Source organism: uncultured Nisaea sp. (assembly GCF_963974195.1).
In the GTDB taxonomy this organism is placed as follows: domain Bacteria; phylum Pseudomonadota; class Alphaproteobacteria; order Thalassobaculales; family Thalassobaculaceae; genus Nisaea.
This window is the reverse complement of record NZ_CAXBDC010000032.1, coordinates 19,787-42,855: the sequence shown is the minus strand read 5'-3', so window position 1 is coordinate 42,855 and position 23,069 is coordinate 19,787. Positions and strand designations below refer to the sequence as shown.

The 23,069-nt window shown below is 60.2% G+C and carries 24 protein-coding genes; 22 read left to right on the top strand and 2 right to left on the bottom strand.

Features of this window, described 5'->3' with window-relative positions:
- From AAC126_RS09315 to AAC126_RS09245, 15 genes are all read left to right on the top strand, one after another.
- A partial coding sequence (locus tag AAC126_RS09315; RefSeq protein WP_339852543.1) for a deoxyguanosinetriphosphate triphosphohydrolase occupies positions 1-1,040 on the top strand: 1,040 nt, incomplete at its 5' end.
- The gene (gene argS / locus AAC126_RS09310) at positions 1,041-2,798 is read left to right on the top strand and encodes an arginine--tRNA ligase (RefSeq protein WP_339852542.1); all 1,758 of its coding nucleotides are present in this window, start codon (positions 1,041-1,043) and stop codon (positions 2,796-2,798) included.
- On the top strand, positions 2,795-3,724 hold the full coding sequence (locus AAC126_RS09305) for an SPOR domain-containing protein (protein WP_339852539.1): 930 nt from the start codon (positions 2,795-2,797) through the stop codon (positions 3,722-3,724). Before argS ends, AAC126_RS09305 begins: the two co-directional genes overlap by 4 nt.
- Positions 3,725-3,738: 14 nt before the next feature.
- Entirely contained in the window at positions 3,739-4,767 is a 1,029-nt protein-coding gene (gene nagZ, locus AAC126_RS09300; RefSeq protein WP_339852537.1) for a beta-N-acetylhexosaminidase, read from the top strand.
- On the top strand, positions 4,767-5,474 hold the full coding sequence (locus AAC126_RS09295) for a site-2 protease family protein (protein ID WP_339852535.1): 708 nt from the start codon (positions 4,767-4,769) through the stop codon (positions 5,472-5,474). Before nagZ ends, AAC126_RS09295 begins: the two co-directional genes overlap by 1 nt.
- An 8-nt stretch (positions 5,475-5,482) precedes the next feature.
- Positions 5,483-6,277, top strand: a complete 795-nt coding sequence (locus tag AAC126_RS09290) for a ScpA family protein (RefSeq protein WP_339852533.1) — start codon at positions 5,483-5,485, stop codon at positions 6,275-6,277.
- Positions 6,274-6,933, top strand: a complete 660-nt coding sequence (gene scpB, locus AAC126_RS09285; protein WP_339852530.1) for an SMC-Scp complex subunit ScpB — start codon at positions 6,274-6,276, stop codon at positions 6,931-6,933. The genes AAC126_RS09290 and scpB overlap by 4 nt, the downstream gene beginning before the upstream one ends.
- Positions 6,934-7,071: 138 nt before the next feature.
- Positions 7,072-8,136: an ABC transporter ATP-binding protein gene (locus AAC126_RS09280; RefSeq protein WP_339852527.1), complete on the top strand. Its 1,065-nt coding sequence runs from the start codon at positions 7,072-7,074 to the stop codon at positions 8,134-8,136.
- A gap of 124 nt (positions 8,137-8,260) precedes the next feature.
- Complete coding sequence (gene tatA, locus AAC126_RS09275; protein ID WP_339852524.1) at positions 8,261-8,500, top strand: twin-arginine translocase TatA/TatE family subunit; 240 nt, start codon at positions 8,261-8,263, stop codon at positions 8,498-8,500.
- 89 nt (positions 8,501-8,589) lie between these two features.
- Positions 8,590-9,060 (top strand): Sec-independent protein translocase protein TatB, encoded by a 471-nt coding sequence (gene tatB, locus AAC126_RS09270; protein ID WP_339852521.1) that lies wholly within the window; start codon positions 8,590-8,592, stop codon positions 9,058-9,060.
- 3 nt (positions 9,061-9,063) lie between these two features.
- A complete protein-coding gene (gene tatC / locus AAC126_RS09265; RefSeq protein ID WP_339852520.1) occupies positions 9,064-9,885 on the top strand; it encodes a twin-arginine translocase subunit TatC in 822 nt (273 codons plus the stop codon).
- 102 nt (positions 9,886-9,987) lie between these two features.
- On the top strand, positions 9,988-11,277 hold the full coding sequence (gene serS, locus AAC126_RS09260) for a serine--tRNA ligase (protein ID WP_339852517.1): 1,290 nt from the start codon (positions 9,988-9,990) through the stop codon (positions 11,275-11,277).
- 14 nt (positions 11,278-11,291) lie between these two features.
- Positions 11,292-12,095, top strand: coding sequence for a 5'/3'-nucleotidase SurE (gene surE, locus AAC126_RS09255; RefSeq protein ID WP_339852514.1), 804 nt, complete (start codon positions 11,292-11,294; stop codon positions 12,093-12,095).
- The gene (locus AAC126_RS09250) at positions 12,095-12,739 is read left to right on the top strand and encodes a protein-L-isoaspartate(D-aspartate) O-methyltransferase (protein WP_339852511.1); all 645 of its coding nucleotides are present in this window, start codon (positions 12,095-12,097) and stop codon (positions 12,737-12,739) included. Before surE ends, AAC126_RS09250 begins: the two co-directional genes overlap by 1 nt.
- A 129-nt stretch (positions 12,740-12,868) precedes the next feature.
- Positions 12,869-13,933 (top strand): peptidoglycan DD-metalloendopeptidase family protein, encoded by a 1,065-nt coding sequence (locus AAC126_RS09245; protein ID WP_339852508.1) that lies wholly within the window; start codon positions 12,869-12,871, stop codon positions 13,931-13,933.
- 27 nt (positions 13,934-13,960) lie between these two features.
- Here the strand turns inward: AAC126_RS09245 and AAC126_RS09240 are convergent, their stop codons facing one another.
- A complete protein-coding gene (locus AAC126_RS09240; RefSeq protein WP_339852505.1) occupies positions 13,961-14,818 on the bottom strand; it encodes an ATP-binding protein in 858 nt (285 codons plus the stop codon).
- A gap of 289 nt (positions 14,819-15,107) precedes the next feature.
- On the opposite strand from AAC126_RS09240, the gene yajC reads away from it, so the two are divergent.
- From yajC to AAC126_RS09210, 6 genes are all read left to right on the top strand, one after another.
- Positions 15,108-15,458: a preprotein translocase subunit YajC gene (gene yajC / locus AAC126_RS09235; protein WP_339852502.1), complete on the top strand. Its 351-nt coding sequence runs from the start codon at positions 15,108-15,110 to the stop codon at positions 15,456-15,458.
- Positions 15,459-15,542: 84 nt separating this feature from the next.
- The gene (secD, locus tag AAC126_RS09230) at positions 15,543-17,114 is read left to right on the top strand and encodes a protein translocase subunit SecD (RefSeq protein WP_339852499.1); all 1,572 of its coding nucleotides are present in this window, start codon (positions 15,543-15,545) and stop codon (positions 17,112-17,114) included.
- 12 nt (positions 17,115-17,126) lie between these two features.
- On the top strand, positions 17,127-18,098 hold the full coding sequence (gene secF, locus AAC126_RS09225; protein WP_339852496.1) for a protein translocase subunit SecF: 972 nt from the start codon (positions 17,127-17,129) through the stop codon (positions 18,096-18,098).
- A gap of 4 nt (positions 18,099-18,102) precedes the next feature.
- Positions 18,103-18,480 (top strand): Mth938-like domain-containing protein, encoded by a 378-nt coding sequence (locus tag AAC126_RS09220; RefSeq protein ID WP_339852494.1) that lies wholly within the window; start codon positions 18,103-18,105, stop codon positions 18,478-18,480.
- Positions 18,473-19,411, top strand: a complete 939-nt coding sequence (locus tag AAC126_RS09215; RefSeq protein WP_339852492.1) for a squalene/phytoene synthase family protein — start codon at positions 18,473-18,475, stop codon at positions 19,409-19,411. The genes AAC126_RS09220 and AAC126_RS09215 overlap by 8 nt, the downstream gene beginning before the upstream one ends.
- 8 nt (positions 19,412-19,419) lie before the next feature.
- Entirely contained in the window at positions 19,420-20,268 is an 849-nt protein-coding gene (locus tag AAC126_RS09210) for a squalene/phytoene synthase family protein (protein WP_339852490.1), read from the top strand.
- Position 20,269: 1 nt separating this feature from the next.
- On the opposite strand, the gene trmFO is transcribed toward AAC126_RS09210, so the two are convergent.
- Positions 20,270-21,655: a methylenetetrahydrofolate--tRNA-(uracil(54)-C(5))-methyltransferase (FADH(2)-oxidizing) TrmFO gene (trmFO, locus tag AAC126_RS09205; protein ID WP_339852487.1), complete on the bottom strand. Its 1,386-nt coding sequence runs from the start codon at positions 21,653-21,655 to the stop codon at positions 20,270-20,272.
- 184 nt (positions 21,656-21,839) lie between these two features.
- Between trmFO and AAC126_RS09200 the strand changes: the two genes are divergently transcribed.
- The gene (locus AAC126_RS09200; protein ID WP_339852484.1) at positions 21,840-23,060 is read left to right on the top strand and encodes a hypothetical protein; all 1,221 of its coding nucleotides are present in this window, start codon (positions 21,840-21,842) and stop codon (positions 23,058-23,060) included.
- Positions 23,061-23,069 lie beyond the last annotated feature (9 nt).

Sequence of the window (23,069 nt, the reverse complement as noted above, 5' to 3'; positions counted from 1 at the left end):
ACAAGACCCAGGTCTTCGTCTATCACGAGGGCGATTATTACCGCACCCGGCTGACCCACAGCCTTGAGGTGGCGCAGATTGCCCGTTCCATCAGCCGCTCCCTTGGCCTGAACGAGGATCTGGCGGAAGCCTTGGCTCTGGCGCACGATCTTGGCCACACCCCGTTCGGCCATGCTGGCGAGGATGCCCTGCACGCCGTGATGGCGCCTTATGGCGGCTTCGATCACAATGTACAGACGGTTCGGGTTCTGACCCTGCTGGAACAGCGCTACGCGGCGTTTGATGGCCTTAACCCGACATGGGAAACCCTCGAGGGGATCATCAAGCATAACGGTCCGCTGACGGATCGGGATGGCAACGGTGACGTACCCCCGATCATTACCGAACTCGACTCGAAACTTTCATTGCAGTTAGGTGGTTTTGCCAGTGCGGAAGCCCAGATAGCGGCGCTTTCCGACGATATCGCCTATCACGCGCATGATATTGACGACGCGCTGCATGCAGATCTTTTCGAAATCGAAATGATGCTCGATGTGCCGCTTATCGGCCCCATCGTTTCGGAAGTGATGGACAGTTACGGCACGCTCTCCCGTTCCAAGATGGCGCAGGAGATCGTCCGCCGTCTGATCGGCGCCATGGTCGAGGATCTGTTGGGTGAAAGCAGGCGGAGACTGGCGGAACACAGCCCGAACTCGGCCGATGATGTGCGCGGCGCTCCGGTTCCGCTGATCTCTTTTTCTGCCGGGATGGAAGAACAGAATCGCACATTGAAAGCATTTCTGTTCCACAACATGTATCGTCATTACAAAGTCAATCGCATGGCCAGCAAGGCCCGGCGTGTGGTTACGGAAATGTTCGAATTGCTGATGGCGGAGCCCAATTGTCTCCCGGCGCAATGGCAGCGCACCGGCAACGATCAGCCGGGCCAGATTGACGATACGAAACAGGCGCGCCTTGTCGCCGACTATATCGCAGGCATGACCGACCGCTTCGCGGTGATTGAGCATGCCCGTCTCTTTGATCTAAATGCGAAGACTTAAATGAACGTTTTCAGGTACTTTCAAAATAAACTTGATGCAGAACTAGAGGCTTTGTCCAGCGAAGGGGCACTACCTTCCGGCATGGATATCAGCCGCGCGAGCGTCGAGCCCCCGCGCGATCCAAGCCATGGCGACATTGCCACGAACGCCGCGATGGTGCTGGCCAAGCCCGCGAAAATGAAGCCGCGCGACATTGCCGAGTTGCTGATCGTGAAGATGCGCGGCTGGGAAGAGGTGAGCGAGGCAGAAATCGCCGGACCCGGTTTCATCAATCTGCGGATCGTCGACGGCTTCTGGCGCAATGCCATTGCCGGGCTGCTCAAGGATGGCGTGTCTTACGGCCAGTCGGATGTCGGTGCGGGCAAGAAGGTGATGGTGGAATACGTCTCTGCCAACCCGACGGGTCCGCTGCACGCGGCCCATGCCCGTGGCGCCGTGGTCGGCGACGCGCTGGCTGCATTGCTCGCCAAGGCCGGTTTCGACGTGACCCGGGAATATTACATCAACGATGCCGGTGCCCAGGTCGATACGCTCGCCCGCTCTGCCCATCTCCGTTACCGGGAAGCGCTGGGTGAGGATATCGGAACCATTCCGGAAGGCTTCTATCCGGGTGAATATCTGAAAGAGGTCGGCGAAGCGCTGGCAGCGCGCGATGGTAAAAAATGGCTGGATGAGCCGGAAGAGATCTGGCTGCCGGAAATCCGGGCATTCGCCATTGCGCAGCAACTTGCGGGGATCAAGGACGATCTCGGGCTGCTTGGCGTTGATATGGAGATCTACAGCTCCGAAAAGGCATTGGTTGATGCCGGAGCCGTCGACGCCGTGATGCGGACGCTGGAAGAGCGCGACCTGCTCTATACCGGTGTGCTGCAGCCGCCAAAAGGCAAGACGCCTGACGATTGGGAGCCGCGCCCGCAACGCCTGTTCAAGGCGATGCAGTTCGGTGACGATGTCGATCGTCCTATCCAGAAATCGGATGGGAGCTGGACTTATTTCGCCAACGACGTGGCTTATCACCTCGACAAGTATAATCGCGGTTTCACCGAGATGATCGATGTCTGGGGGGCGGATCACGGCGGTTACGTGAAGCGCATGAAGGCCGCGGTTAAGGCGGTGACGGGCGGCGAGGGCGCGCTTGATGTGAAGCTCTGCCAGCTCGTGCATCTGATGGATGGCGGCAAACCGGTGAAGATGTCGAAACGGGCGGGAACGTTCGTGACCCTGCGCGATGTCATCGATTCGGTCGGTAAGGACGTCTTGCGCTTCATCATGCTGACCCGGCGGAACGACCAGACCCTCGACTTCGATTTCAAGAAGGTCACGGAGCAGAGCCGGGAAAACCCTGTTTTCTATGTGCAATATGCCCATGCGCGCTGCCATTCAGTGTTGCGTCATGCCGCTGAAGCGCTTGATGGTGCGGATCTTTCCGACGCAGGGCTGGCCCCGGTAGTGCTGGACGGCTTGACCGATCCGGCCGAGCTTGGTCTCATGAAACTGTTACTCGGATGGCCTCGCACGGTCGAAGGCGCCGCTGAAGCGCATGAACCGCACCGGATCGCCTTTTATCTCGGCGAGGTCGCCGCTGGTTTCCACGGATTGTGGAACAAGGGCAAGGAAGACACGACTTTGAGGTTCCTGGTCGATAATGATCCCGAGTTGACGATGGCCCGGCTCGCGCTGGTCCGGGCAACGCAGACGGTCATTGCCTCCGGCCTCTCGGTCATCGGGGTTGAACCCGTGGAGGAGCTGCGCGCATGAGCTTGCATTCGGGAGCACCGGAACGGCCGCGGATGATCGAGGAAGAGGACCGCCCCGGCCCGCCGCCGCTGATGTCCGAAGAAAAGAACAAGGGCAGGGGATTGACCATCCTTGCCGCGACGCTTGCCGTTGCCGCCTTCGCCGGTGTTGTCTGGTACGCCTATGACCAGGGACGCCGCATCGGCAGTGAAACCGCTGCCCCGCTGATCAAGGCGGGGACGGAGCCAACGAAGGTCCGGCCGGTTTCCCCGGGGGGGATGGAAGTTCCGCACCAGGACAAGCTGGTGCTTGACGATCTCGGCTCTGGCCGTGGGGCGCAGAACGGGCAAAACCGGGTCGAGAGGCTGCTGCCGCCTCCGGAAACGCCTTTGCCGCCGCCAGAGCCATTGAATATTCCGGCAAATAATTCTGCAGAAGCTCCGGCCCCAACACCGGCTCCGAGCGCCTCTGCGGAAACACCGCCGGCACCTCAGACCGGATCAACGGCAACCGCTGCCATCCCGCCGGCTAAAAAACCGGAAGAGACTGTGAGCAAAGCTCTGGTCCCGCCGCCGCCACCAGCCGTACCGCCGGCCAAGGCGGAAGAGCCAGCACCGGCGCCGAAAGTTGCGGCGCCTGCAGCACCAAAACCGGCCCCGGAACCGGCCCCAGCGCCCGCTCCGGCCCCGAAGGCTGTGGCGAGTGGGGGCTTCAACATTCAGATAGCGGCCCTTCGCACCGAAGATGCGGCGGAAAAAGAATGGAAGCGCGTCCAGGCCGGGAACAGCTCCCTTCTTAACGGACTTAGCCCGACCTATCAGCGGGTGACCACTTCCAATGGCGTGTTTTTCCGTGTCCAGGGCGGCCCGTTGACCGAAAGCGCGGCACGGGATGCCTGTGCCGCCTTGAAGGCAAAGGGCCAGGCCTGCCTCGTGGTGAAACGCTAAAACGGGAAACGCCAATGCGCGCCCTGATCCTTGGCTGTGCCGGACCGGAACTGAACCGGGCCGAGCGGCAGTTTTTCATTGATACCGATCCTTTCGGTTTCATCCTGTTCCAGCGCAATTGCGAAAGCCCCGAACAGATCCGGATGCTGACGGAAGACTTGCGCGATTGTGTTGGCCGTCATGCTCCGGTGCTGATCGATCAGGAAGGCGGGCGTGTTCAACGCCTGAAACCGCCGCAATGGCGTGCCGCGCCGCCTGCAGCCATGTTCGGCGAACTCTATGCCGAAGACCCCGTAAGGGCGGAACAGGCGGCACGGGTCAATGCCCGGCTGATTGCCGCCGAGCTCTCGGCCTGCGGTGTTGATGTCGATTGTCTGCCGCTGCTGGATGTACGGCAGCATGGCGCGCATGATGTCATCGGTGACCGCGCTTTTGCCTATACGCCCGAGATCGTTTCACGGCTTGGGCGTGCGCAGTCGGAAGGCCTTGCGGCCGGCGGCGTGGCCCCCGTGATGAAGCATATCCCGGGACATGGCCGGGCGGGTGTGGACAGCCATCATGCCCTGCCGCGGGTCGATACCGGACGGGAAGAGCTGACGGAGATCGATTTCGCGCCGTTCAAGGCCCTCAGGGACCTGCCGATGGCGATGACGGCCCATGTCATCTATGAGACGCTGGATCCGGAGCGGGTAGCCACGGTGTCTCCCAGGATTATCGACGAGATCATCCGGGCGGAAATCGGTTTCGATGGCCTGTTGATGAGCGACGATATCTCGATGAAGGCCTTGGCGGACCCGTTGGAGGTTTCCACGGCACGTGCCCTTGAAGCGGGATGCGATGTCGTCCTGCATTGCAACGGCGATATGGCGGAGATGCAGATGGTTGCCGGCGCGGCTCCCGCTCTCTCCGGTTCAGCATTAGCGCGAGCTGAAGCCGTTCTCGGCTTCCTCGATCGCATACGAAGGGACTCTCGGCCGATGCCGTTCGAGGAATTGCTTGCTTCCTTTGCAGAACTCACGGGCACCAGTCAGGCCGCGACCTGATGGAAGACCTGATTTCGAACGTCCTCTTCACCGCATCTATCTGGGCTTTGCCCGTCCTGATCGCGATCACGCTGCACGAGGCAGCCCACGGCTATGTCGCCAACATGCTGGGGGATCCGACGGCGCGTCTGCTGGGGCGTGTGACGCTCAATCCCTTTGCCCATATAGACAAGTTCGGCACGATTATTCTGCCGATGCTGTGCCTGATTTCAGGCTGGGCACTGGCCGGGGCACCTTTCGTCTTCGGATATGCCAAGCCGGTCCCGGTTGCCGTCTCCCGGCTGAATAATCCCCGCCGCGACATGATGCTGGTCGCCGCCGCCGGTCCGGCCATCAATGTGGTGTTGGCCTTCTGTGCGGCCGCGCTGTTGCATACGGTCCCCTGGTTCCCGGACTGGTTCAGCGCCTGGTGGCAGGCGACGCTGATCAACGGCATTTTGCTCAATCTCGTGCTGGCTGTGTTCAACATGTTACCGATTCCGCCGCTGGACGGCGGGCGGATCGTCACCGGTCTGCTGCCTTACGATTTGGCCGTCCGTTATTCCAAGCTTGAACGCTATGGTCTGTTCATCGTTATCGGGGTGATGTTCCTGGTACCCTATATCGGTCGGGAACTCGGGCTTGATCTGGGCTACGCCATGCAGCTGATCATGTTCTGCGTGAAATATCTGCTACACTTCATCCTGATGCTCACGGGACAACTCTGAGGCGGGGAATGAGCGACGGTTTCGAAAGCCCTGTTCCGGAACACCGCCGGCGGCGGGAGCCGGTTCAGCTTTCACTGTTTCTGAATATCGACGGTTTCGAAGGGCCAATCGATGTTCTGCTGCAGCTGGCGCGGGACCAGAAGGTCGATCTCATTCATGTCTCGGTGCTGCAGCTTGCGGAACAGTATCTTGGTTTCGTCAATCAGGCCCAGAAACTCAATCTTGAACTCGCCGCCGATTATCTGGTGATGGCTGCCTGGCTCGCCTATCTGAAATCGCGTCTGCTTCTGCCGCCTGAGGAGAAGGAAGAGGAGGAGCAGAGCCCGGAAGACATGGCCGAGGCCTTGCGATTCCAGCTCATGCGCCTGGAGGCGATGCAGCAGGCCGGTGAGGCCCTGATGTCCCGACCACAGTTCGGCGCGGACTTCTTCGCCAGAGGGCAGGGTGAAAGTATTTCCGTTCGCAAGCGCCCGATCTATGACGTGACGCTCTATGAGTTGTTGCGGGCCTATGCGGATCACCGGGTGCGCCATGACAGGCTGGCCCTGCGCATTGAGGCGACACACCTCTATTCCGTCGAGGATGCGGTCCAGCGCCTGAGCCGTGTGCTCGGTGCCGTGCCGGAATGGCAAACCCTGTTCTCCTTCCTGCCGAGCGGTCTGCGCAAGGGATTGCGCCTGCGCTCCGCCGTTGCCTCGACCTTTGTTGCCTCCCTGCAACTGGTGAAGGACGGGAAGGCGGAGATTAATCAGGCCGGAAATTTCGCCCCGATCTACTTCCGCTCCCGGGAGGGTGATGCGTGAGTTCTGAAATCCCTGAAAACACCGGGCCAAGCCGGGCTGAACGGATCGTCGAAGCCCTGTTGTTCGCCAGCAAGGACCCGTTGCCGGTCTCTGAAATCGCCGAACGGCTGCCTGATGGTGTTTCCGCCGAAAGCGTTCTGGAAAAATTGCAGACACGCTATGCCGCACGCGGCGTTCATCTGGTGCAGATCAAGGAGCGCTGGGCCTTCCGGACCGCTCCCGACCTGGGAGACGCGCTGCGGGTCGAGATGGCCGTGCGCCGGAAGCTGTCCCGTGCGGCGGTCGAAACCCTGTCCATCGTCGCCTATCATGAGCCGGTCACGCGGGCGGATATCGAAGAAATTCGCGGTGTCGCGGTCAGCAAGGGGACGCTTGATGCGCTGCTTGAAGCCGGCTGGATCCAGCCGCGCGGACGGCGTCAGGTACCGGGGAGGCCGCTGACCTGGGGGACGACGGACGCGTTCCTTGACCATTTTGGGCTGACGGCTCTCAGCGACTTGCCGGGGCTGGAAGAATTGAAGGCAACGGGCATGCTGGACAAGCGGCCGGGCCTGACCTCGATCACCATGGGCGATGATGATGATATCGATCCGGATGATGGCGAAGACGGGGATGACGGTCAGTTCGACCTGCTGGAGACCGAAGACGGGGCATAAGGGAAAGATGTGATCAGTTCTGCGCTTGAGCCCTTCTGCGCCTTCTGATACCTCCCTGTCTGTCATGACATTGCAAATTAATCGCGTTTCACCGCGTACCGGATCAATCCCTACAAGCATCAGAGGCGGGAACGAAGAATGACATCTGTTCTTCGTCTGCAGGGCGTTAGCCATCAGTTCGACAACATTCGTGTTGTCGATGATCTGACCCTGGATATCGCGCAGGGTGAGGTGGTCTGCCTGCTGGGGCCATCCGGCTGCGGCAAAACCACGGCGCTCCGTATTGCGGCCGGCCTGGAGCCGCTGCAAACCGGCCGGGTGCTGATGGGAGAGACCGAAGTCGCCGCGCCGGGCCGGCAGGTCCCGCCCGAGCAGCGCGGTATTGGCCTGGTTTTTCAGGATTACGCATTGTTTCCGCATCTGAGCGTGGCCGACAATGTGGCTTTCGGTCTTTCGGACCTGGCAAAGCCGCTCCGCCGGGAGAAAGCGCTCACTGAATTACGCCGTGTCGGTATGGACAGTGCCGCAAACAAATTTCCGCATGAGTTGTCCGGCGGCCAGCAGCAGCGTGTCGCGCTGGCGCGGGCACTTGCACCAAACCCGCGTATCATCCTGCTGGATGAGCCTTATTCGGGCCTGGACAGCGCGCTCCGGGCCCAGGTGCGTGACGACGTGCTGCATCTCCTGAAGGAAAGCGGGGCCGCCACGCTGATGGTCACGCATGATCCGGAAGAAGCCATGTTCATGGCGGACCGGATTGCCGTCATGCGTGACGGACGGATCGAACAGGAGGGCTCTCCTCACGACCTTTATTGTTATCCGAATTCGGCATTCGTCGCTGGTTTCTTCGGCGAGGTAAACGCCTTTACGGGGCCCGTAAGGGATGGCCATGTAGAGACGCCGGTTGGTCTTGCGGCGGCGGGGGATTTGCCGGAAGGGGCGCAGGCAACAGTGATTATACGGCCTGAAGGCTTGCGCGTGACGACCCAGAAATCCGGCGAGAACCTCTATACGGCCAGAGTTATGCAGGCGCGTCTTCTGGGGCGTAGCAGCCTGATCCATTTGCATGTCCAGTCCGGCGAGAACGGGAGTACAAAGGAATGGCATTTCCACTCTCGGATGCCCGGGATATTCCTGCCGGATGCCGGTACGCGGCTGCATGTGGAATTCGACCTTGGGCAAATCTTCGTGTTTCCCGCGTAGCACGGTTGAATTCGTTAGGCGAAAAGCCCTGCGGGACATTGCAGTGGACCTATGATCATGCCTATATACGGCAAAAGTCCCGTTACGGGACGTAACAAATCTAGACAGACGGGAGCGTTCGCTCATGGGATTCGGTAGTATTTGGCATTGGCTCGTTGTCTTGCTGGTCGTCGTTGTACTTTTCGGCGGTAGCGGGAAGATTTCCTCGCTGATGGGCGATTTCGGCAAGGGCCTGCGCAACTTCAAGAAAAGCATCAAGGATGAGGACGGGGATCAGGCAGCCGAGGGCGATTCCTCGAAGAGCCTTAACTCCGAGCAATCCGCTGCCGCACAGCCCAAGGCTGATGAAGCACAGAAAAGCTGACGGACCCCTCTTGGTTAACCGGCCCATATGCCGGAAACTGACCACGTACGGGCCTACAGGTACCGTCGCGTGAATAATGGTATGCGCTGATGTTTGATCTCGGCTGGCAGGAATTTATGCTGATCGCGTTTGTCGCGGTGGTCGTTGTAGGCCCCCGTGACCTGCCGCGCGTCGTACGCTCGGTCAGCACCTATCTCCGGAAGGCGCGGTCGATCGCGCGCGATTTTCAGAACAGTCTGGAAGAAGTCGCCCGAGAGGCCGAACTCGACGACCTCCGCAAGGAAGCCAAAAGTATCTCCAGCGGAGATATCGAAAAGCGCATCAACGACTGGGTGGACCCGGAAGGGGACACCAAGAAGGAGATGGAGCGCATCGCCAGTCAGGCGCGGGATGTCGCATCTTCACGCCCGGTAGAAGCGGCTAAGCCTGAAGCCAAGCCCAAAACCAAGACTGAAGCGAAGGCCGAGACAAAAGCGCCGGATACAGCCAAATCGGCCGAAGCGACCCCCTCTAAATCTGACGGTAAGAGCGGGCAGGAAAGCGCCGCGGCAGGACAATGATCCATGAGTGAGGATATCGAAGAGAAGCGGATGCCGCTGCTGGACCATCTGGTCGAATTGCGCAGCCGCCTGATCTACTCCTTTGCTGCTTTCATCATCGCATTCTTTATCTGTTATGCGTTCGCGGAGCCTATTTTCTCGTTCCTGGTTGAGCCGCTTGCCAGCCTGACCGAGGGTGAGCCCGGCCGGAGGATGATCTATACGGCGCTGCACGAGGCTTTCTTCACTTACCTGAAGGTCGCCTTCTTCGCCGCTGCCTGCCTGGCTTTCCCGATCATCTCGATGCAGCTCTGGAGCTTCATCGCGCCCGGTCTCTACAAGGATGAGAAGACCGCATTCCTGCCGTTTTTGATCGCAACGCCGATCCTGTTCACCATCGGCGCGGCCATGGTCTATTACCTGGTCATTCCGCTGGCCTGGAAGTTCTTCCTCGGCTTCGAGCATCCGGGCACGGACGGATCGCTGCCACTGGTGCTTGAGCCGAAGGTCGATCAGTATCTCTCGCTGGTGATGCGCCTGATTTTCGCCTTTGGCGTCTGTTTCGAGTTGCCCGTGCTGATCATCCTGCTGGCCAAGGTCGGCATGGTGAGTTCCAAGGGGCTCGCCAAGAAACGGAAATATGCGATTCTCATCGCGTTCGTCGTCGCCGCCGTGCTGACGCCCCCGGATGTGATCTCCCAGATCCTGCTCGCCATTCCGGTCGCGATTCTCTACGAGATCTCGATCATCGGTGCGCGCATCATCGAAAAAAAGCGCGGCACTCAGGCCGATGACGACGATGATGACGAGGACGAAGGCGAGACCTCGTCTAGCACCGCCACCTGATAGAGCGAGGCCCCGGCAACTGACCGGGGCCTGCCGCTGGACCCGTCGGGTGGCACTGCCTATAAGATCAAACAGAATTTCCGAACAGAATGGACGTGTGAGATGCACGATATCAGATGGATTCGCGAGGACGGAGCCGCCTTCGACAAGGCCATGGCGCGCCGCGGGTTTGCCCCACAGGCGGACACGATCCTCGAGCTGGACAAGCAATGGCGCGATACGACGACCGAGCTGCAGAGCCTGCAGCAACGGCGTAACGAAGCCTCCAAGGAAATCGGCAAGGTGAAATCCCAGGGCGGCGATGCAGATGCCCTGATGAAGGAAGTCGCCGACATCAAGGACCGGATGCAAAGCCTTGAGGAAGAGGGGCGTGCCTTCTCCGAAAAGCTGGATGCCGTTCTGTCGGGTCTGCCGAACAAGCTGGATGACGATGTGCCGGACGGTCCGGACGAGAGCGCCAATGTGCTCTTGCGGACGGTTGGGGACACGCCCCGGACGAACGAAGCCTCCCCGGATCATGTCGCCATCGGCGAAGGTCTCGGCATGATGGATTTCGAAACGGCCGCCAAGCTCTCCGGCGCCCGGTTCTCGCTGCTGCGCGGTCAGTTGTCCCGTCTGGAGCGGGCACTGGCGAACTACATGCTCGATATCCATACGGGCGAGTTCGGCTACACCGAAGTATCCCCGCCTTATCTGGTGCGGGACACGGCGCTTTACGGCACCAGCCAGCTTCCAAAATTCGGCGAGGATCTGTTCAAGACCACGGGCGACCACTGGCTGATCCCGACGGCGGAAGTGCCGCTGACCAATATCGCTGCCGGAGAGATCCTGGCGGAAGAGGAACTGCCGCTCCGTTTCACGGCCTATACGCCCTGTTTCCGGTCGGAAGCGGGCTCGGCCGGACGCGATACACGGGGCATGATCCGGCTACACCAGTTCAGCAAGGTCGAGCTTGTCTCCGTCACGCATCCGGACAAGTCGATGGAAGAGCATGAACGGATGACCGGTTGCGCCGAGGAGATGCTGAAACGTCTCGGACTTTCCTATCGTGTCGTCACGCTCTGTTCGGGTGATACCGGGTTCGGCGCGCGCAAGACCTACGATATCGAGGTCTGGCTACCGGGGCAGGATGACGGCAAGGGCATGTACCGGGAGATTTCCAGCTGCTCCAACTGCGGTGATTTCCAGGCCCGTCGCATGAAGGCTCGCTACCGGGTAGATGGCGGCAAGCAGACCGGCTTCGTGCATACCCTGAACGGCTCCGCCCTGGCGGTTGGCCGGACATTGATCGCCGTGCTTGAAAATTATGCCGAAGCAGATGGTTCGGTCAGCATTCCGGAAGTGCTGCGTCCCTATATGGGTGGGCTCGAGAAGATCTCGGCCGAACGCTGAGCGGGGAGCGCGACATGACCTGGCCGCTCGATGTCAGCAAGGCCCGCATCCTGATTTCGAACGATGACGGTTATTACGCACCGGGACTGCAGGTCCTGGTGCGTATGGCCCGGTCGCTGACGGAAGATGTCTGGGTGGTGGCGCCGGAGACGGAGCAGAGCGGGGCCGGGCACTCGCTGACCTTGCGCAGACCTCTACAGGCCCGGGAGCATCAGCCGAACTGGTTTTCCGTGAACGGTACGCCAACAGATTGCGTGCTGCTTGCGGTGAACGAGCTGATGAAGGAAAAGCGCCCCGATATCGTTCTGTCCGGGGTGAACCGGCACGGTAATCTTGCGGATGACGTGACCTATTCCGGCACCGTGTCGGCTGCCATGGAAGCCACCATTCTCGGTGTGCCGGCGGTCGCCTTCAGCCAGGAGCTGATCGAGGGGCAGCCGGCGGACTGGACTCCGGCGGAAACATATGGCCCCAATCTTCTGCGCCGGATTTTACATGAAGGTTTCCCGCCTAACACATTGTTAAACGTGAATTTTCCGCCCGTTCCCGCCGATCAGGTGAGGGGAATTCAGGTAACCACACAAGGCCGCCGCAAAAGCGGAGACGATATTCTTGAGGTGACAGACCCGCGCGGCTCGCGGCATTACTGGATCGGTCATATGCAGAGCATGAAGCCCTACGCGGAGGGGACCGACCTTGCCGCGATCGATGCGGGCTATATCTCGGTCACGCCGATCAAGATGAACATGACCGATCATGAGACTCTGGAGACACTCCAGGACGCCTTTCAGCTGGAAAAACAACCGACTGAGTCGTGATGATCCTCGAGGAAAGCAAGATACGCCTGATCATGGAGCTGCGGCGCGAGGGAATCGCCGACAGTGACGTATTGGGCGCTATCGAGCGCGTTCCACGGGAGATCTTCATCCCGTCGCCGATCAAGACCTTCGCCTATGACAACAGGGCGCTTCCCATTGGGGCGGGGCAAACCATCAGCCAGCCCTATGTGGTTGCTTTCATGACCCAGGTTCTTGCGCTGAATGACCGCTGCAAGGTTTTGGAGATCGGGACCGGGTCCGGCTACCAAACCGCCATACTCGCCCGTCTGGCACGCCGTATCTACACAGTGGAACGGCATCGCAGCCTGTCCGAGGAGGCGGCGGAACGATTCGCGACTCTCGATCTGCATAAGGTGGTGACCCGGGTCGGCGATGGCAGCAAAGGCTGGCCAGAACAAGCGCCATTTGACCGGATCATTGTTACCGCAGCATCCGAAAGCGTGCCGGAGCTCCTGCTGGAACAACTGGGCGAGGGCGGTATAATGGTTGTTCCGATCGGCCCGCAGGACGGCACCCAGCACATCCATCGCTTCACCCGGACGGAAGACGGCATTAAGGATGATTGCCTGCTTCCGGTGCGATTCGTGCCTTTGGTTGAGAGCGAAGTGCGGGACAGTGCCTGATTGTTCCAGCGTTCAGTGGCTCTTGGCGCGGGCTTGCGGGCACCGCTTGAGCGGGCGGTTGGCAAAACCTAAACTGGCCTGATGGCGATGACGGTTCCACATTTTCGAAATTGGACGGCCCTTCTTGTCGTGGCCGGTCTGCTGACTGCCTGCGGCGCGGGCGGACCGCGTCTTGCCTATAGCCCGTCTGAAAAGCGCTCAGCCCATCTTGCCATCCCGTCGGGCGGGCGGATCAGCGCTGGCCCGAATGACACGGTCTATGAGATTTCCCGGCGCTACGGAGTGCCTGTGCGGGATATCATCATCGCCAATCAGCTACAGCCGCCCTACAAGCTGTATGTCGGACAGGACCTCCGCCTGCCGGCGCCGAGCAGCTATCTGGTACGGCCGGGTGATACGGTTTTCTCGATCTCGCGGCGCTTCAATGTCGATATGCGCACGGTCGTGCAGATGAATGACATCACACCGCCTTACCAGATCAGGGTCGGGCAGGAGATGCGGCTGCCATCGCAGGAGATCGCGAAAGGCGGAGCCGTCGCCTCCAACACGCGGTCATCTCTCAATGTACCGCAATTCCCGAAGGGGCCGGGAACGCGCGGAAGCACGACCAGAACAGCATTGCTCTCGCCGGGAACCGTGGCCTTGCCGTCGCTCAATCCGCGTAATGAGGCGCCGTCCGGGCAAACAGCGGCAGTGCTTCAGCCTCCCGCACCCCGCGCACAGACTTCGCAGCCCGCTGCGGTGCCCGCGCCGCCCGCACCTAAGGCGAAAACCGGCCTTGAGGTCGCAAAAATACGGCCTCCCGAGCGTGCCGGCTCAAAATTTCACTGGCCCGTCCGGGGGCGTGTCATTGCGAATTTCGGCCCACGCCAGGGCGGACTGCATAATGACGGCATCAATATAGCCGCGCCACGAGGCGCGGCCGTGGCCGCTGCCGATAACGGGGTGGTTGCCTATGCCGGTGACGGGCTCCCGGGATTCGGAAAGCTTTTGCTGCTGAAACATGCGAATGGCTGGATCACGGCCTATGCCCATAGTGACCGGTTGCTCGTCACGCGGGGCGAGGTCGTCAAGCGCGGCCAAACCATTGCGACAGTCGGGTCCAGCGGCAATGTGGATCAGCCGCAGCTCCATTTCGAGGTGCGCAGGGAAAAGCGGGCGGTCGACCCGCGCCAGTATTTAGACAGAACCTGACCCCGGCAGAACCCGGTTTTCAGCCGGTCAGGCCAATTTCTTGCCGAGATCGCCGGCAAGATCCTGAATGAATTGCCAGGCAACACGGCCGGAGCGGGCACCGCGGGTGACCTGCCATTCCTTGGCCTTGGCGCGAAGGTCCTCCGTGCTGATCGGCAGATCATAGGCCGAGGCGTAGCCTTCGATCATGGCCAGGAAGGTATCCTGATCGCAGGAATGGAAGCCGAGCCACAGGCCGAAGCGATCAGACAGCGAAACCTTTTCCTCGACAGCCTCGCCGGGGTTGATCGCCGTCGAGCGCTCATTGTCGATCATGTCGCGCGCCATCAGATGGCGGCGGTTGGATGTCGCATAGAACAGCACATTGTCGGGCCGGCCTTCGACGCCGCCTTCCAGGACCGCTTTCAGGGATTTGTAAGAATTGTCGGCGAAATCGAAGGACAGATCGTCGCAGAACACGATCAGGCGGCGCTCCGTATCGCGTGCCAGGTTCAGCAGGCGCGGCAGGGTTTCCAGATCCTCGCGATGAATTTCCACCAGGGCGAGGATGCCGTCGCGCTTCTCGTTGACCTCGGCGTGCACGGCCTTGACCAGCGAGCTTTTGCCCATGCCGCGCGAGCCCCAGAGCAGAGCGTTGTTGGCGGGCAGGCCACGGGCGAACCGGTCCGTGTTCTCGCGCAGCTGATCGAGTTGCGGGCCAACTCCCTTGAGGAGAGAGATATCTACGCGATTGATCTTCCTGACCGGATCGACCTGTCCTGCCTGGGCATTCCAGACAAAGCCTTCGGCATCCCCGAGATCGGCGGCCTTGGCCGGCGGCGGGGCGATGCGCTCAAGCGCATCTGCAATACGGGCGAGAATCTCAAGCTCTCGGGCGTCGGACATGTCACTGGACCTTGAAAATAAGAATCGTCGAACTTTCTTCCGGCTGTAAAACCGGGGCGGCGGGAAAGTATCACACGCCGTCTGTCCGTCAATTCCCGGGCCCGTCTTTTCCTCGGTCTTTCCAGCCATTGAAATTGCCTGCCGGACCGTTATAGTCCGCCGTTCCGAGTTTTCGGGGTGTTTTGGTGGAAATCGCTGGCAGACACGCCGAGGAACGACTATTTGAGCGAAGTGCGCGCGGGACCGGACCGGGGCCGGGCTAAACTTCTCGTATGACTGGGAGAACTTGATGTTCATTTCACCGGCTTATGCCCAAGCGGCTGGCGGCGTCGGCGGCGGCTTTGATGTAATGGCGTTCCTGCCGTTGGTCCTGATTTTCGTCGTCTTTTATTTCCTGCTGATCCGTCCGCAGCAGAAGCGGGTCAAAGAGCATAAAGCCATGCTCTCCAAAGTGCGCCGGAGCGACGTCGTGGTCACCAATGGCGGCCTGATCGGTACCGTTTCGAAGGTTATCGACGAGAAAGATGAACTGCTTGTGGAAATCGCCGAGGGTGTGAAGGTCCGTGTGGCCCGCAGCATGCTCTCCGATGTTCGGGCAAAGACCGAGCCCGCAGCGGCCGACTCGTCCGACAAGAAGTAAAGTTCTCGCGGCGCCCTCAGGGGCGCCGCAGACATATCGATGATCCGCACACCCGATGGCCCGTTCGGCTAGAGGCATATAAAGATGCTCCAATTTCAGCCTTGGAAAACTGCCCTTATTGCGCTGATCTGCGCCTTCGGCGTGCTTTATGCACTGCCGAACGTGATCCAGCGCGATTTGACACAGGACCTTCCTTCCTGGCTCCCCGGCAAGAAGATCAATCTCGGTCTCGACCTGCAGGGTGGTTCGCACTTGCTTCTCGAAGTCGATGTCGATGTGGTCATCGCGGAGCGACTCGAAGCGATCGTAGATCAGACACGACGCAACCTCCGCCAGGAGCGGATCGGGTATCGTGGTCTTGGTGTGGCGAACGATGCGGTTCACTTCACCGTCCGCAACGCGGAAGATCTTGAAAAAGCGCGGGATACCGTTCGCAAGATCGATCCCGAGACGGATACGGAAACCGGTGCCGGAAACACTGTCCGGATCACGCTGACGGAAGTCGCCGTGCGTGACCTGAAAGCCCGGGCCATCGCTCAGTCGATCGAGATCGTCCGCCGCCGTATCGATGAGACGGGTGTGCGCGAACCGACAATCCAGCGCCAGGGCGAAGACCGTATCCTGTTGCAGCTTCCGGGCGTTGACGATCCCGAGCGGATCAAGGCACTGCTCGGGCAGACAGCGAAGCTGACGTTCCGGATGGTCGATGTGACGGCTTCGGTACAGGACGCTCAGCAGGGCCGGGTGCCGCCGGGCTCGCAATTGCTTCCGGCTGCGGATGAACGGCCGGGTGCTCCCGCAAATTACGTCGTGAAGCGACGGGTGATGGTGAGCGGCGAGAATCTCGTCGACGCCCAGCCCAGCTTCCAGGACGGCCAGCCAGTTGTCAGCTTCCGCTTCGACACTGTTGGTGGCCGCCGCTTCGGCAAGGCGACGACCGAAAATGTCGGACGCCCCTTCGCCATTGTGCTCGACGGCAAGGTGATCAGTGCGCCGGTGATCCAGACCGCTATTCTTGGCGGATCGGGGATCATTTCCGGCAGTTTCACCGTGCAGGAAGTGCAGGACCTTTCACTGCTGCTGCGTGCCGGTGCTCTACCGGCGCCGCTTCAGGTGCTTGAAGAGCGCACGGTTGGTCCGGGACTGGGGGCCGATTCCATCGCCGCCGGCAAGATCGCCAGTATCATCGGCCTGCTGCTGGTGATCGGTTTCATGATCGTCGCGTACGGGTTCTTCGGCTTGCTGGCCAATTTTGCCCTGTTCTTCAACATGACGCTGATCGTGGCCGCTCTTTCCTGCCTGCAGGCAACCCTGACACTTCCGGGCATTGCCGGTATCGTCCTGACCGTCGGTATGGCCGTGGATGCGAACGTGCTGATCTTCGAGCGTATCCGCGAGGAAATCAGGAATGGACGGACCCCGATGGCCTCTATCGAGGCAGGCTATCAGCGCGCCTTCCGGACCATTGTTGACGCGAACCTGACGACCCTGTTCGCGGCTTTGTTCCTTTACTTCATGGGCTCCGGCCCGGTGAAGGGCTTCGCCGTGACCCTGGGGATCGGCATTATAACGTCGCTTTTCACGGCAACGCTGGTCAGCCGCCTTTTCATCGTGCTCTGGATGCGGCGTAGCCGGCCGAGCGAACTGCCGATCTGAGGGAATAGACAGATGTTCAGACCACTTCGCATCGTTCCCCACGGAACCAAGCTGCCATTCGTCGCCAATCGCTATAAAGCCTTTGCTTTCTCGATTGCGCTGATGATTCTCAGCCTTGGTGGCCTGGTCGTAAACGGCCTCAACTTCGGTATCGATTTCCGGGGCGGCATTCTGATGGAGGTTAAGACCGATGGTCCGGCCAACATCGAGTCACTGCGGACCGAACTCGGCAACCTCGACCTTGGTGATGTCAGCATCCAGGAATTTGGCGCTGACGATGACATCCTGATCCGCATTCAGCGCCAGGATGGCTCCGAGGCAGAACAGCTCACCGCCGTCGAAAAAGTAAAAGAGGTGCTGGGTGAGGGCGTCGAATATCGCCGTACCGAGTTCGTCGGGCCGACTGTTGGAGAGGAACTGAAGGAAGCCGGGCTTATCGCGGTCATTTGCGCCCTCTCGGCGATCATGATCTACATCTGGCTCCGCTTCGAATGGCAGTTCGGTGTGTGCGCCCTTATCGCGCTCAGCCACGACGTGTTCTCGACCCTCGGCCTGTTCGCTCTCAACGGGCACGAGTTCAACCTGCCGACGGTCGCGGCCATCCTGACGATTGCCGGGTACTCCATCAACGACACCGTGGTCGTGTTCGACCGCGTGCGGGAAAATTTCCGTAAATACAAGAAGATGTCGTTCGCGGATCTGTTCAATCTCTCGATCAACGAGACCCTGTCGCGTACCACGATGACGTCGGTCACCACCTTGCTTGCGCTTGTGGCGATTTACTTCTTCGGGGGGGCGGTGCTGGCCGATTTCGCACTTGCCATGATCTGGGGTGTTGTCATCGGGACCTATTCGTCGATCTTCATTGCCGTGCCGCTGCTGCTTTACATGCAGCCGCGCCGGGGCGACGAGGACGAAGACGCGGACTCTCCGGTGCAGATGCCGGAATATGAGCGGCAGGGAGCTGCCGGCGAAAAGGACTGATCCAATGGATGTAACGCCCCTGATCCCGGAAGGCCTTCAGCTTATCGAGGCCTATGGTGACGGGGCGTTCCGGATCACCGGCGTCCGATATACGGGCGCCGTCTTTGTTTTCCCGGATGAAACACTGATCTGGCAGCAAGCCGGTATAGAGAACCTGACGGCAGACACGCTATCGCCGGTGACAGATCGGGAGACGGTTCCGGAGATCCTGTTGCTGGGCACGGGTGCGCGGACCGAGTTCATCCTGCCCTCTATCCGCACGGCGGTTCGGGAAAAGGGGCCGGTAGTGGATATCATGGATACTGGCGCCGCCTGCCGCACCTACAATGTGCTTCTGGCCGAAGGGCGCCGTGTCGCCGCCGCGCTGCTGCCCGTTGACTGATTCCGCAGACACCAGCCAGGCAACAGAGGAAGATTTCGCGTTCTGCCGCGCCATTGCGGGACGGGCTAATGCCAATCTTCTGCATGCCGCGCGATTGCTGTCTGCACCGCGCCAGAGCTTTTTCTTCGCAACCTACGCCGCCATGCGCCTGATCGACGACGCGGTCGATGACGAATTTCTCTGCCGCCCGGCGCCGGATCGGGAGAAAGAGCGCGGCGCGATGCTGGCCGATATCGACCAGTGGCAGGCGCAATGCCTTGGCGTGGCGGAAGAGGGCCCGCTTCCCGGGACTGTTCTGAGAGCCTTGCAGGCAACGGCGCATCGTTCTGATCTGGGCGATGCGCCCTGGACCGGTCTCGCCGATGCCATGCGCCGTGATGTCCGTGAGCAACCGATGCCGGGCTGGGATGATTTCCTCGCCTATGCGGCAGGGGCGACCGTGGCTCCGGCAACGATCTTCATCTACCTCCTCGGCGCGCAGCCTGCGGAAGACGGGTTCTCCTGGGCGTTACCAGAGCAGCCAGTGCATTACGCCGCCGACCTTGGCATTTTCTGCTATCTGGTGCATATTCTGCGCGACCTCGCCAAAGATGCCGAGCGGTCGGAACGGCTGGTGACAATTCCCGATGCTTTGATCGAGCATGCCGGGCTTGATAAAGCAGGGCTTTCGGACGCAATCAAGTCTCGCGATCCCCGCATTGCTGTCCTGGCGTCGGATCTGCGACAGCGGGCGGATTCCCATCTCGAATCTGGGCGGCATTCCTTGCAGGCGTTCAAGGCACTGATCGGGCGCCGCGAGCAACTGGCGCTTTCCGGCTTGATCGGTATATACGAATCCCTGTTCAGCCGTTTTTCGACGGACTATTTCGCCGGGATGGCCGATGCGCCGGCGCTGGAACAGGCACTCCGCAAGAAACTATTGCCTTCGTAAAGCGAGTCATGAGCTCTCAACCTTCTTCACTCTCCGCACCGGCCGCTCTGGTTCGGCAGCATGATCCGGACCGTTTCCGGTTCGCCCTCTTTGCGCCAGTGCTACATCGCGAGGCGGTTTTCACGCTGTACGCCTTCAATCACGAGGTGGCGAAGACCCGTGAAAGCGTGAGTGAAACCATGATCGGTGCGATCAGGTTGCAATGGTGGCGCGATAGTATCGACGGAATTTACGCTGGGACACCGCGCCAGCATGAAGTGATCGGGCCGTTGGCTGCCTGTATCGCAGCCTATGGGCTACCCCGTGCACCATTCGATGATCTGATCAACGCCCGGGAACGTGATCTCGAGGATCGCCCGATGGAGAGCTTGGCGGAAACGGAGGCCTACCTCCGGGCGACGACGTTCCCCCTGGTGGCTCTGCTGGCGGATGTGCTGGTTCCTGATCGGGAAATGGAATTGACCGATCTTGCCGACATTGCCGCCGGGCATGCTCTGATCGGAAAACTGCGCGCGGCCGCTTTTGACGAATCGGTCAGGCGGCCGTTCCTGCCGCGTACCGTTCTCGAGGAACATGGTGGGGAGAGCCGGGATTTTGCTGAGCTGAAGGCGGATGAGGGCGCGCGTCGTGCCGTGAAAGCGTTGGCTCAGCATGCGCAAAACCTGATAGATCGCGGACTGACGCATACAGGTAAGAACCCGGCTCTTGCGCCCGTGCTATTGCCAGCCCGCCAGGCACGCGCACGCATCCGGTTGCTGGCAAGGCTGGATTACGATCCGTTCCGGCCGGAGCTCGCCGACCATGATCCGCTTGATGTCTGGCGGTTCTGGCTGGCGAGGTTGATCCGGCGGTACTGAGTTACTCCGCAGCCGCGGCCTTGTTTGCCGACAGCCACTCATCGATATCGCGCAGGGCGCGTCCGGCCATGGCCGCCTTGCGGTCGCGGCCCTTCAGCTTCCGTTTTTTCCCGTTCGGGGTAATCTCCGGCTCAATCGTCGGGAACAAACCGAAATTCACATTCATCGGCTGGAAGGTTTCGACATTGGCATCGCCGGTGATGTGGGCGAGCAATGCACCCAGCGCAGTGGTCCGTGGCGGCAGGGACAAATCCTTATCCAGACGCTCGGCGGCGGCGAACCTCCCGGCGAGCATGCCGATGGCAGCGCTTTCGATATAGCCTTCGACACCGGTGATCTGCCCGGCAAAACGCAGCCGCGGCATCGCTTTCATGCGAAGGGTGCCGTCCAGCAACAGCGGTGAATTGATGAAGGTATTGCGGTGAATGCCGCCCAGCCGCGCAAACTCGGCCTTTTCCAGTCCCGGAATGCTTCGGAACACCTCGGTTTGCGGGCCATATTTCATCTTGGTCTGGAAGCCGACCATGTTGTAGAGCGTGCCGAGGGCGTTATCCTGACGCAGCTGGACCACGGCATGCGCCCGGGTGCCGGTGCGCGGATCGGTCAGGCCGACAGGCTTCATCGGACCGAAGCGAAGCGTCTCGGAACCGCGTTCCGCCATGACCTCGATCGGCATGCAGCCTTCGAAATAGGGCGTGTCTTTTTCCCACTCGCGGAACTCCATTTTCTCCGCATCGAGCAGGGCCTGGATGAAGGCTTCGTACTGGGCCTCATCCATCGGGCAGTTGATGTAATCCTTGCCGTCTCCGCCGGGGCCGACCTTGTCGTAGCGGGACTGGAACCAGGCTTTGTCGAAATCGATGCTTTCCTTGTACACGATGGGCGCAATGGCATCGAAAAAGGCGAGAGAGTCCTGCCCGGTCAACTTCGCGACGGCTTCGGAAAGCGCGGGTGACGTCAGCGGGCCCGTCGCGATGATGACGGAATCCCAGTCTTCCGGCGGCAATCCGTCAACTTCACCACGCTCGACCGTGATCATCGGATGCCCGGTGAGGGCTTCCTGGACCGCAGCGGAGAAATGATCGCGGTCCACTGCAAGGGCGGAGCCGGCGGGCACTTTGTGCGTATCGGCGGCCGTCATGATCACGGAGCCGACACGGCGCATTTCTTCATGCAGCACGCCAACGGCGTTACCTTCCGCATCGTCCGAGCGGAAGGAATTGGAACAGACAAGCTCGGCAAGACCATCTGTCTGATGCGCATCCGTCGAGCGATCCGGGCGCATTTCATGCAACACAACGGGCACTCCGGCCTGGGCCAGTTGCCAGGCAGCCTCGGATCCGGCAAGGCCACCGCCGATCACATGAACCGGGCGTATGTTCTCCATGAAATTTCCTAATATGTCGCTGCTGATGCTGTCTCGCAGAGAGATAGACTGGAACTCCGTCAACATCAACGGACGACCGAAGAAAGCGCTCGGCGTTAACCCTGTTTTCAATAGTTTTGGTCATCATGCCATCAGATTGGCGGCACTGCCGGTCACACAACAGGCATAAAGATTAATAAATCAGATGAGCGATACAGGGTATTTCGAGAGTTTCGACCGGCAGAAACTGGACCCGACCGACAAGGACGGTTTCAAATCTTCCATGATCGACTTCTGCCGAACCAACAAGATGGCGGCGGACGCCTTGATGGCCGGCAATGTCGAGATGCTCGGTCTGGAAAACCTGAAGGAAAAATTCGGGCCTAACTGGACGAAGGTTCGCGGCAAGGTCCACCTGCTGACCGAGACCATCATCAAGAAGATCATCACGCCGAACGATGTCTATGTGCTGGCCAATGCCGAGCAGTTCATCGTGCTGTTTGGCAAGGACGACAAGGCAACGGCCAACATGAAGGCCCGGCAGATCGCCAAGGAGGTGAACCGGCGCCTGCATGGCAGTGGCCCGGATAGCGGGCTCGACGGTGTTACCGTCAAGTCCATGGTCTTCGATATTCCGCGTGACGAGCCGGAGAAGCTGACAGACGTCAAGGCTCTGACCCAGACCGTGGAAGATACACGACAAGAAAAGCAGGCAGAAGAAACCGAGGCATTCGAACAAGCCCGGGACAAAATCAAGCTGGTCTACTGGCCGGTTACCAATATTCGCAAACGCCTTGTTTCCATGTACCGCGCCGAATTGTCGGTGCCTGACGGCATGATGTCAGAGGCTGGAAGCGAAACCGGTGCGCTTGAATGCGCGATGGATATTTCGGCGCTTCAATTGGCGCAGGCCATGCTGAAGGAAGCACCGAAGGCAAAGCCTTTTCTGCTGCTGCCTGTCCATATGGACACGTTGACCAACAAGCAGTTCCGGGAATCTCTTCTTGCCGAACTCAAGTTGCTTCCGGAATGGGCTGAGCGCCGGCTTTTTCTTTATATCAAGGGGCTGGACGACGACGTTCCCCAGACTGTTCTGCATAATAATTTTGCCTATATATCACCGTTCTGTGCCGGGTTCGTTGGAGGGTTTTCACGCTCTTTCAAACGGGCGGAACAATTACAGGGCGCCGGATTGATCGGAAGCGGTTGCAGCACCGGCGACGCGACAGAGATTACGCCCTCGCTGGTCGAGGAGCTGAGCAACTTTGTCGTAAACAATCATGCTGGCAGGAACCGGATATTTGTCTTCAATGCCCCCGATCTCGACACCGCGACAACGGCACGCAAGGTTCATTGCGATTATGTCGACGGCCCCGGGGTGGCACCCGCTCTCGGGGCTTTCGGCCCCGTTTTCAAGATCGCCTGAGCGGCCGGG

Excerpts from the sequence above, each read along its gene's own strand:
- serS (WP_339852517.1), top strand. The coding sequence starts at position 9,988 with ATGCACGATATCAGATGGATTCGCGAGGACGGAGCCGCCTTCGACAAG.
- tatA (WP_339852524.1), top strand. The coding sequence starts at position 8,261 with ATGGGATTCGGTAGTATTTGGCATTGGCTCGTTGTCTTGCTGGTCGTC.
- AAC126_RS09295 (WP_339852535.1), top strand. The coding sequence starts at position 4,767 with ATGGAAGACCTGATTTCGAACGTCCTCTTCACCGCATCTATCTGGGCT.
- nagZ (WP_339852537.1), top strand. The coding sequence starts at position 3,739 with ATGCGCGCCCTGATCCTTGGCTGTGCCGGACCGGAACTGAACCGGGCC.
- AAC126_RS09200 (WP_339852484.1), top strand. The coding sequence starts at position 21,840 with ATGAGCGATACAGGGTATTTCGAGAGTTTCGACCGGCAGAAACTGGAC.
- secF (WP_339852496.1), top strand. The coding sequence starts at position 17,127 with ATGTTCAGACCACTTCGCATCGTTCCCCACGGAACCAAGCTGCCATTC.
- trmFO (WP_339852487.1), bottom strand. The coding sequence starts at position 21,655 with ATGGAGAACATACGCCCGGTTCATGTGATCGGCGGTGGCCTTGCCGGA.
- AAC126_RS09220 (WP_339852494.1), top strand. The coding sequence starts at position 18,103 with ATGGATGTAACGCCCCTGATCCCGGAAGGCCTTCAGCTTATCGAGGCC.
- AAC126_RS09250 (WP_339852511.1), top strand. The coding sequence starts at position 12,095 with ATGATCCTCGAGGAAAGCAAGATACGCCTGATCATGGAGCTGCGGCGC.
- AAC126_RS09240 (WP_339852505.1), bottom strand. The coding sequence starts at position 14,818 with ATGTCCGACGCCCGAGAGCTTGAGATTCTCGCCCGTATTGCAGATGCG.
- tatC (WP_339852520.1), top strand. The coding sequence starts at position 9,064 with ATGAGTGAGGATATCGAAGAGAAGCGGATGCCGCTGCTGGACCATCTG.
- AAC126_RS09305 (WP_339852539.1), top strand. The coding sequence starts at position 2,795 with ATGAGCTTGCATTCGGGAGCACCGGAACGGCCGCGGATGATCGAGGAA.
- secD (WP_339852499.1), top strand. The coding sequence starts at position 15,543 with ATGCTCCAATTTCAGCCTTGGAAAACTGCCCTTATTGCGCTGATCTGC.
- surE (WP_339852514.1), top strand. The coding sequence starts at position 11,292 with ATGACCTGGCCGCTCGATGTCAGCAAGGCCCGCATCCTGATTTCGAAC.
- tatB (WP_339852521.1), top strand. The coding sequence starts at position 8,590 with ATGTTTGATCTCGGCTGGCAGGAATTTATGCTGATCGCGTTTGTCGCG.
- AAC126_RS09280 (WP_339852527.1), top strand. The coding sequence starts at position 7,072 with ATGACATCTGTTCTTCGTCTGCAGGGCGTTAGCCATCAGTTCGACAAC.
- AAC126_RS09290 (WP_339852533.1), top strand. The coding sequence starts at position 5,483 with ATGAGCGACGGTTTCGAAAGCCCTGTTCCGGAACACCGCCGGCGGCGG.
- AAC126_RS09210 (WP_339852490.1), top strand. The coding sequence starts at position 19,420 with ATGAGCTCTCAACCTTCTTCACTCTCCGCACCGGCCGCTCTGGTTCGG.
- argS (WP_339852542.1), top strand. The coding sequence starts at position 1,041 with ATGAACGTTTTCAGGTACTTTCAAAATAAACTTGATGCAGAACTAGAG.
- yajC (WP_339852502.1), top strand. The coding sequence starts at position 15,108 with ATGTTCATTTCACCGGCTTATGCCCAAGCGGCTGGCGGCGTCGGCGGC.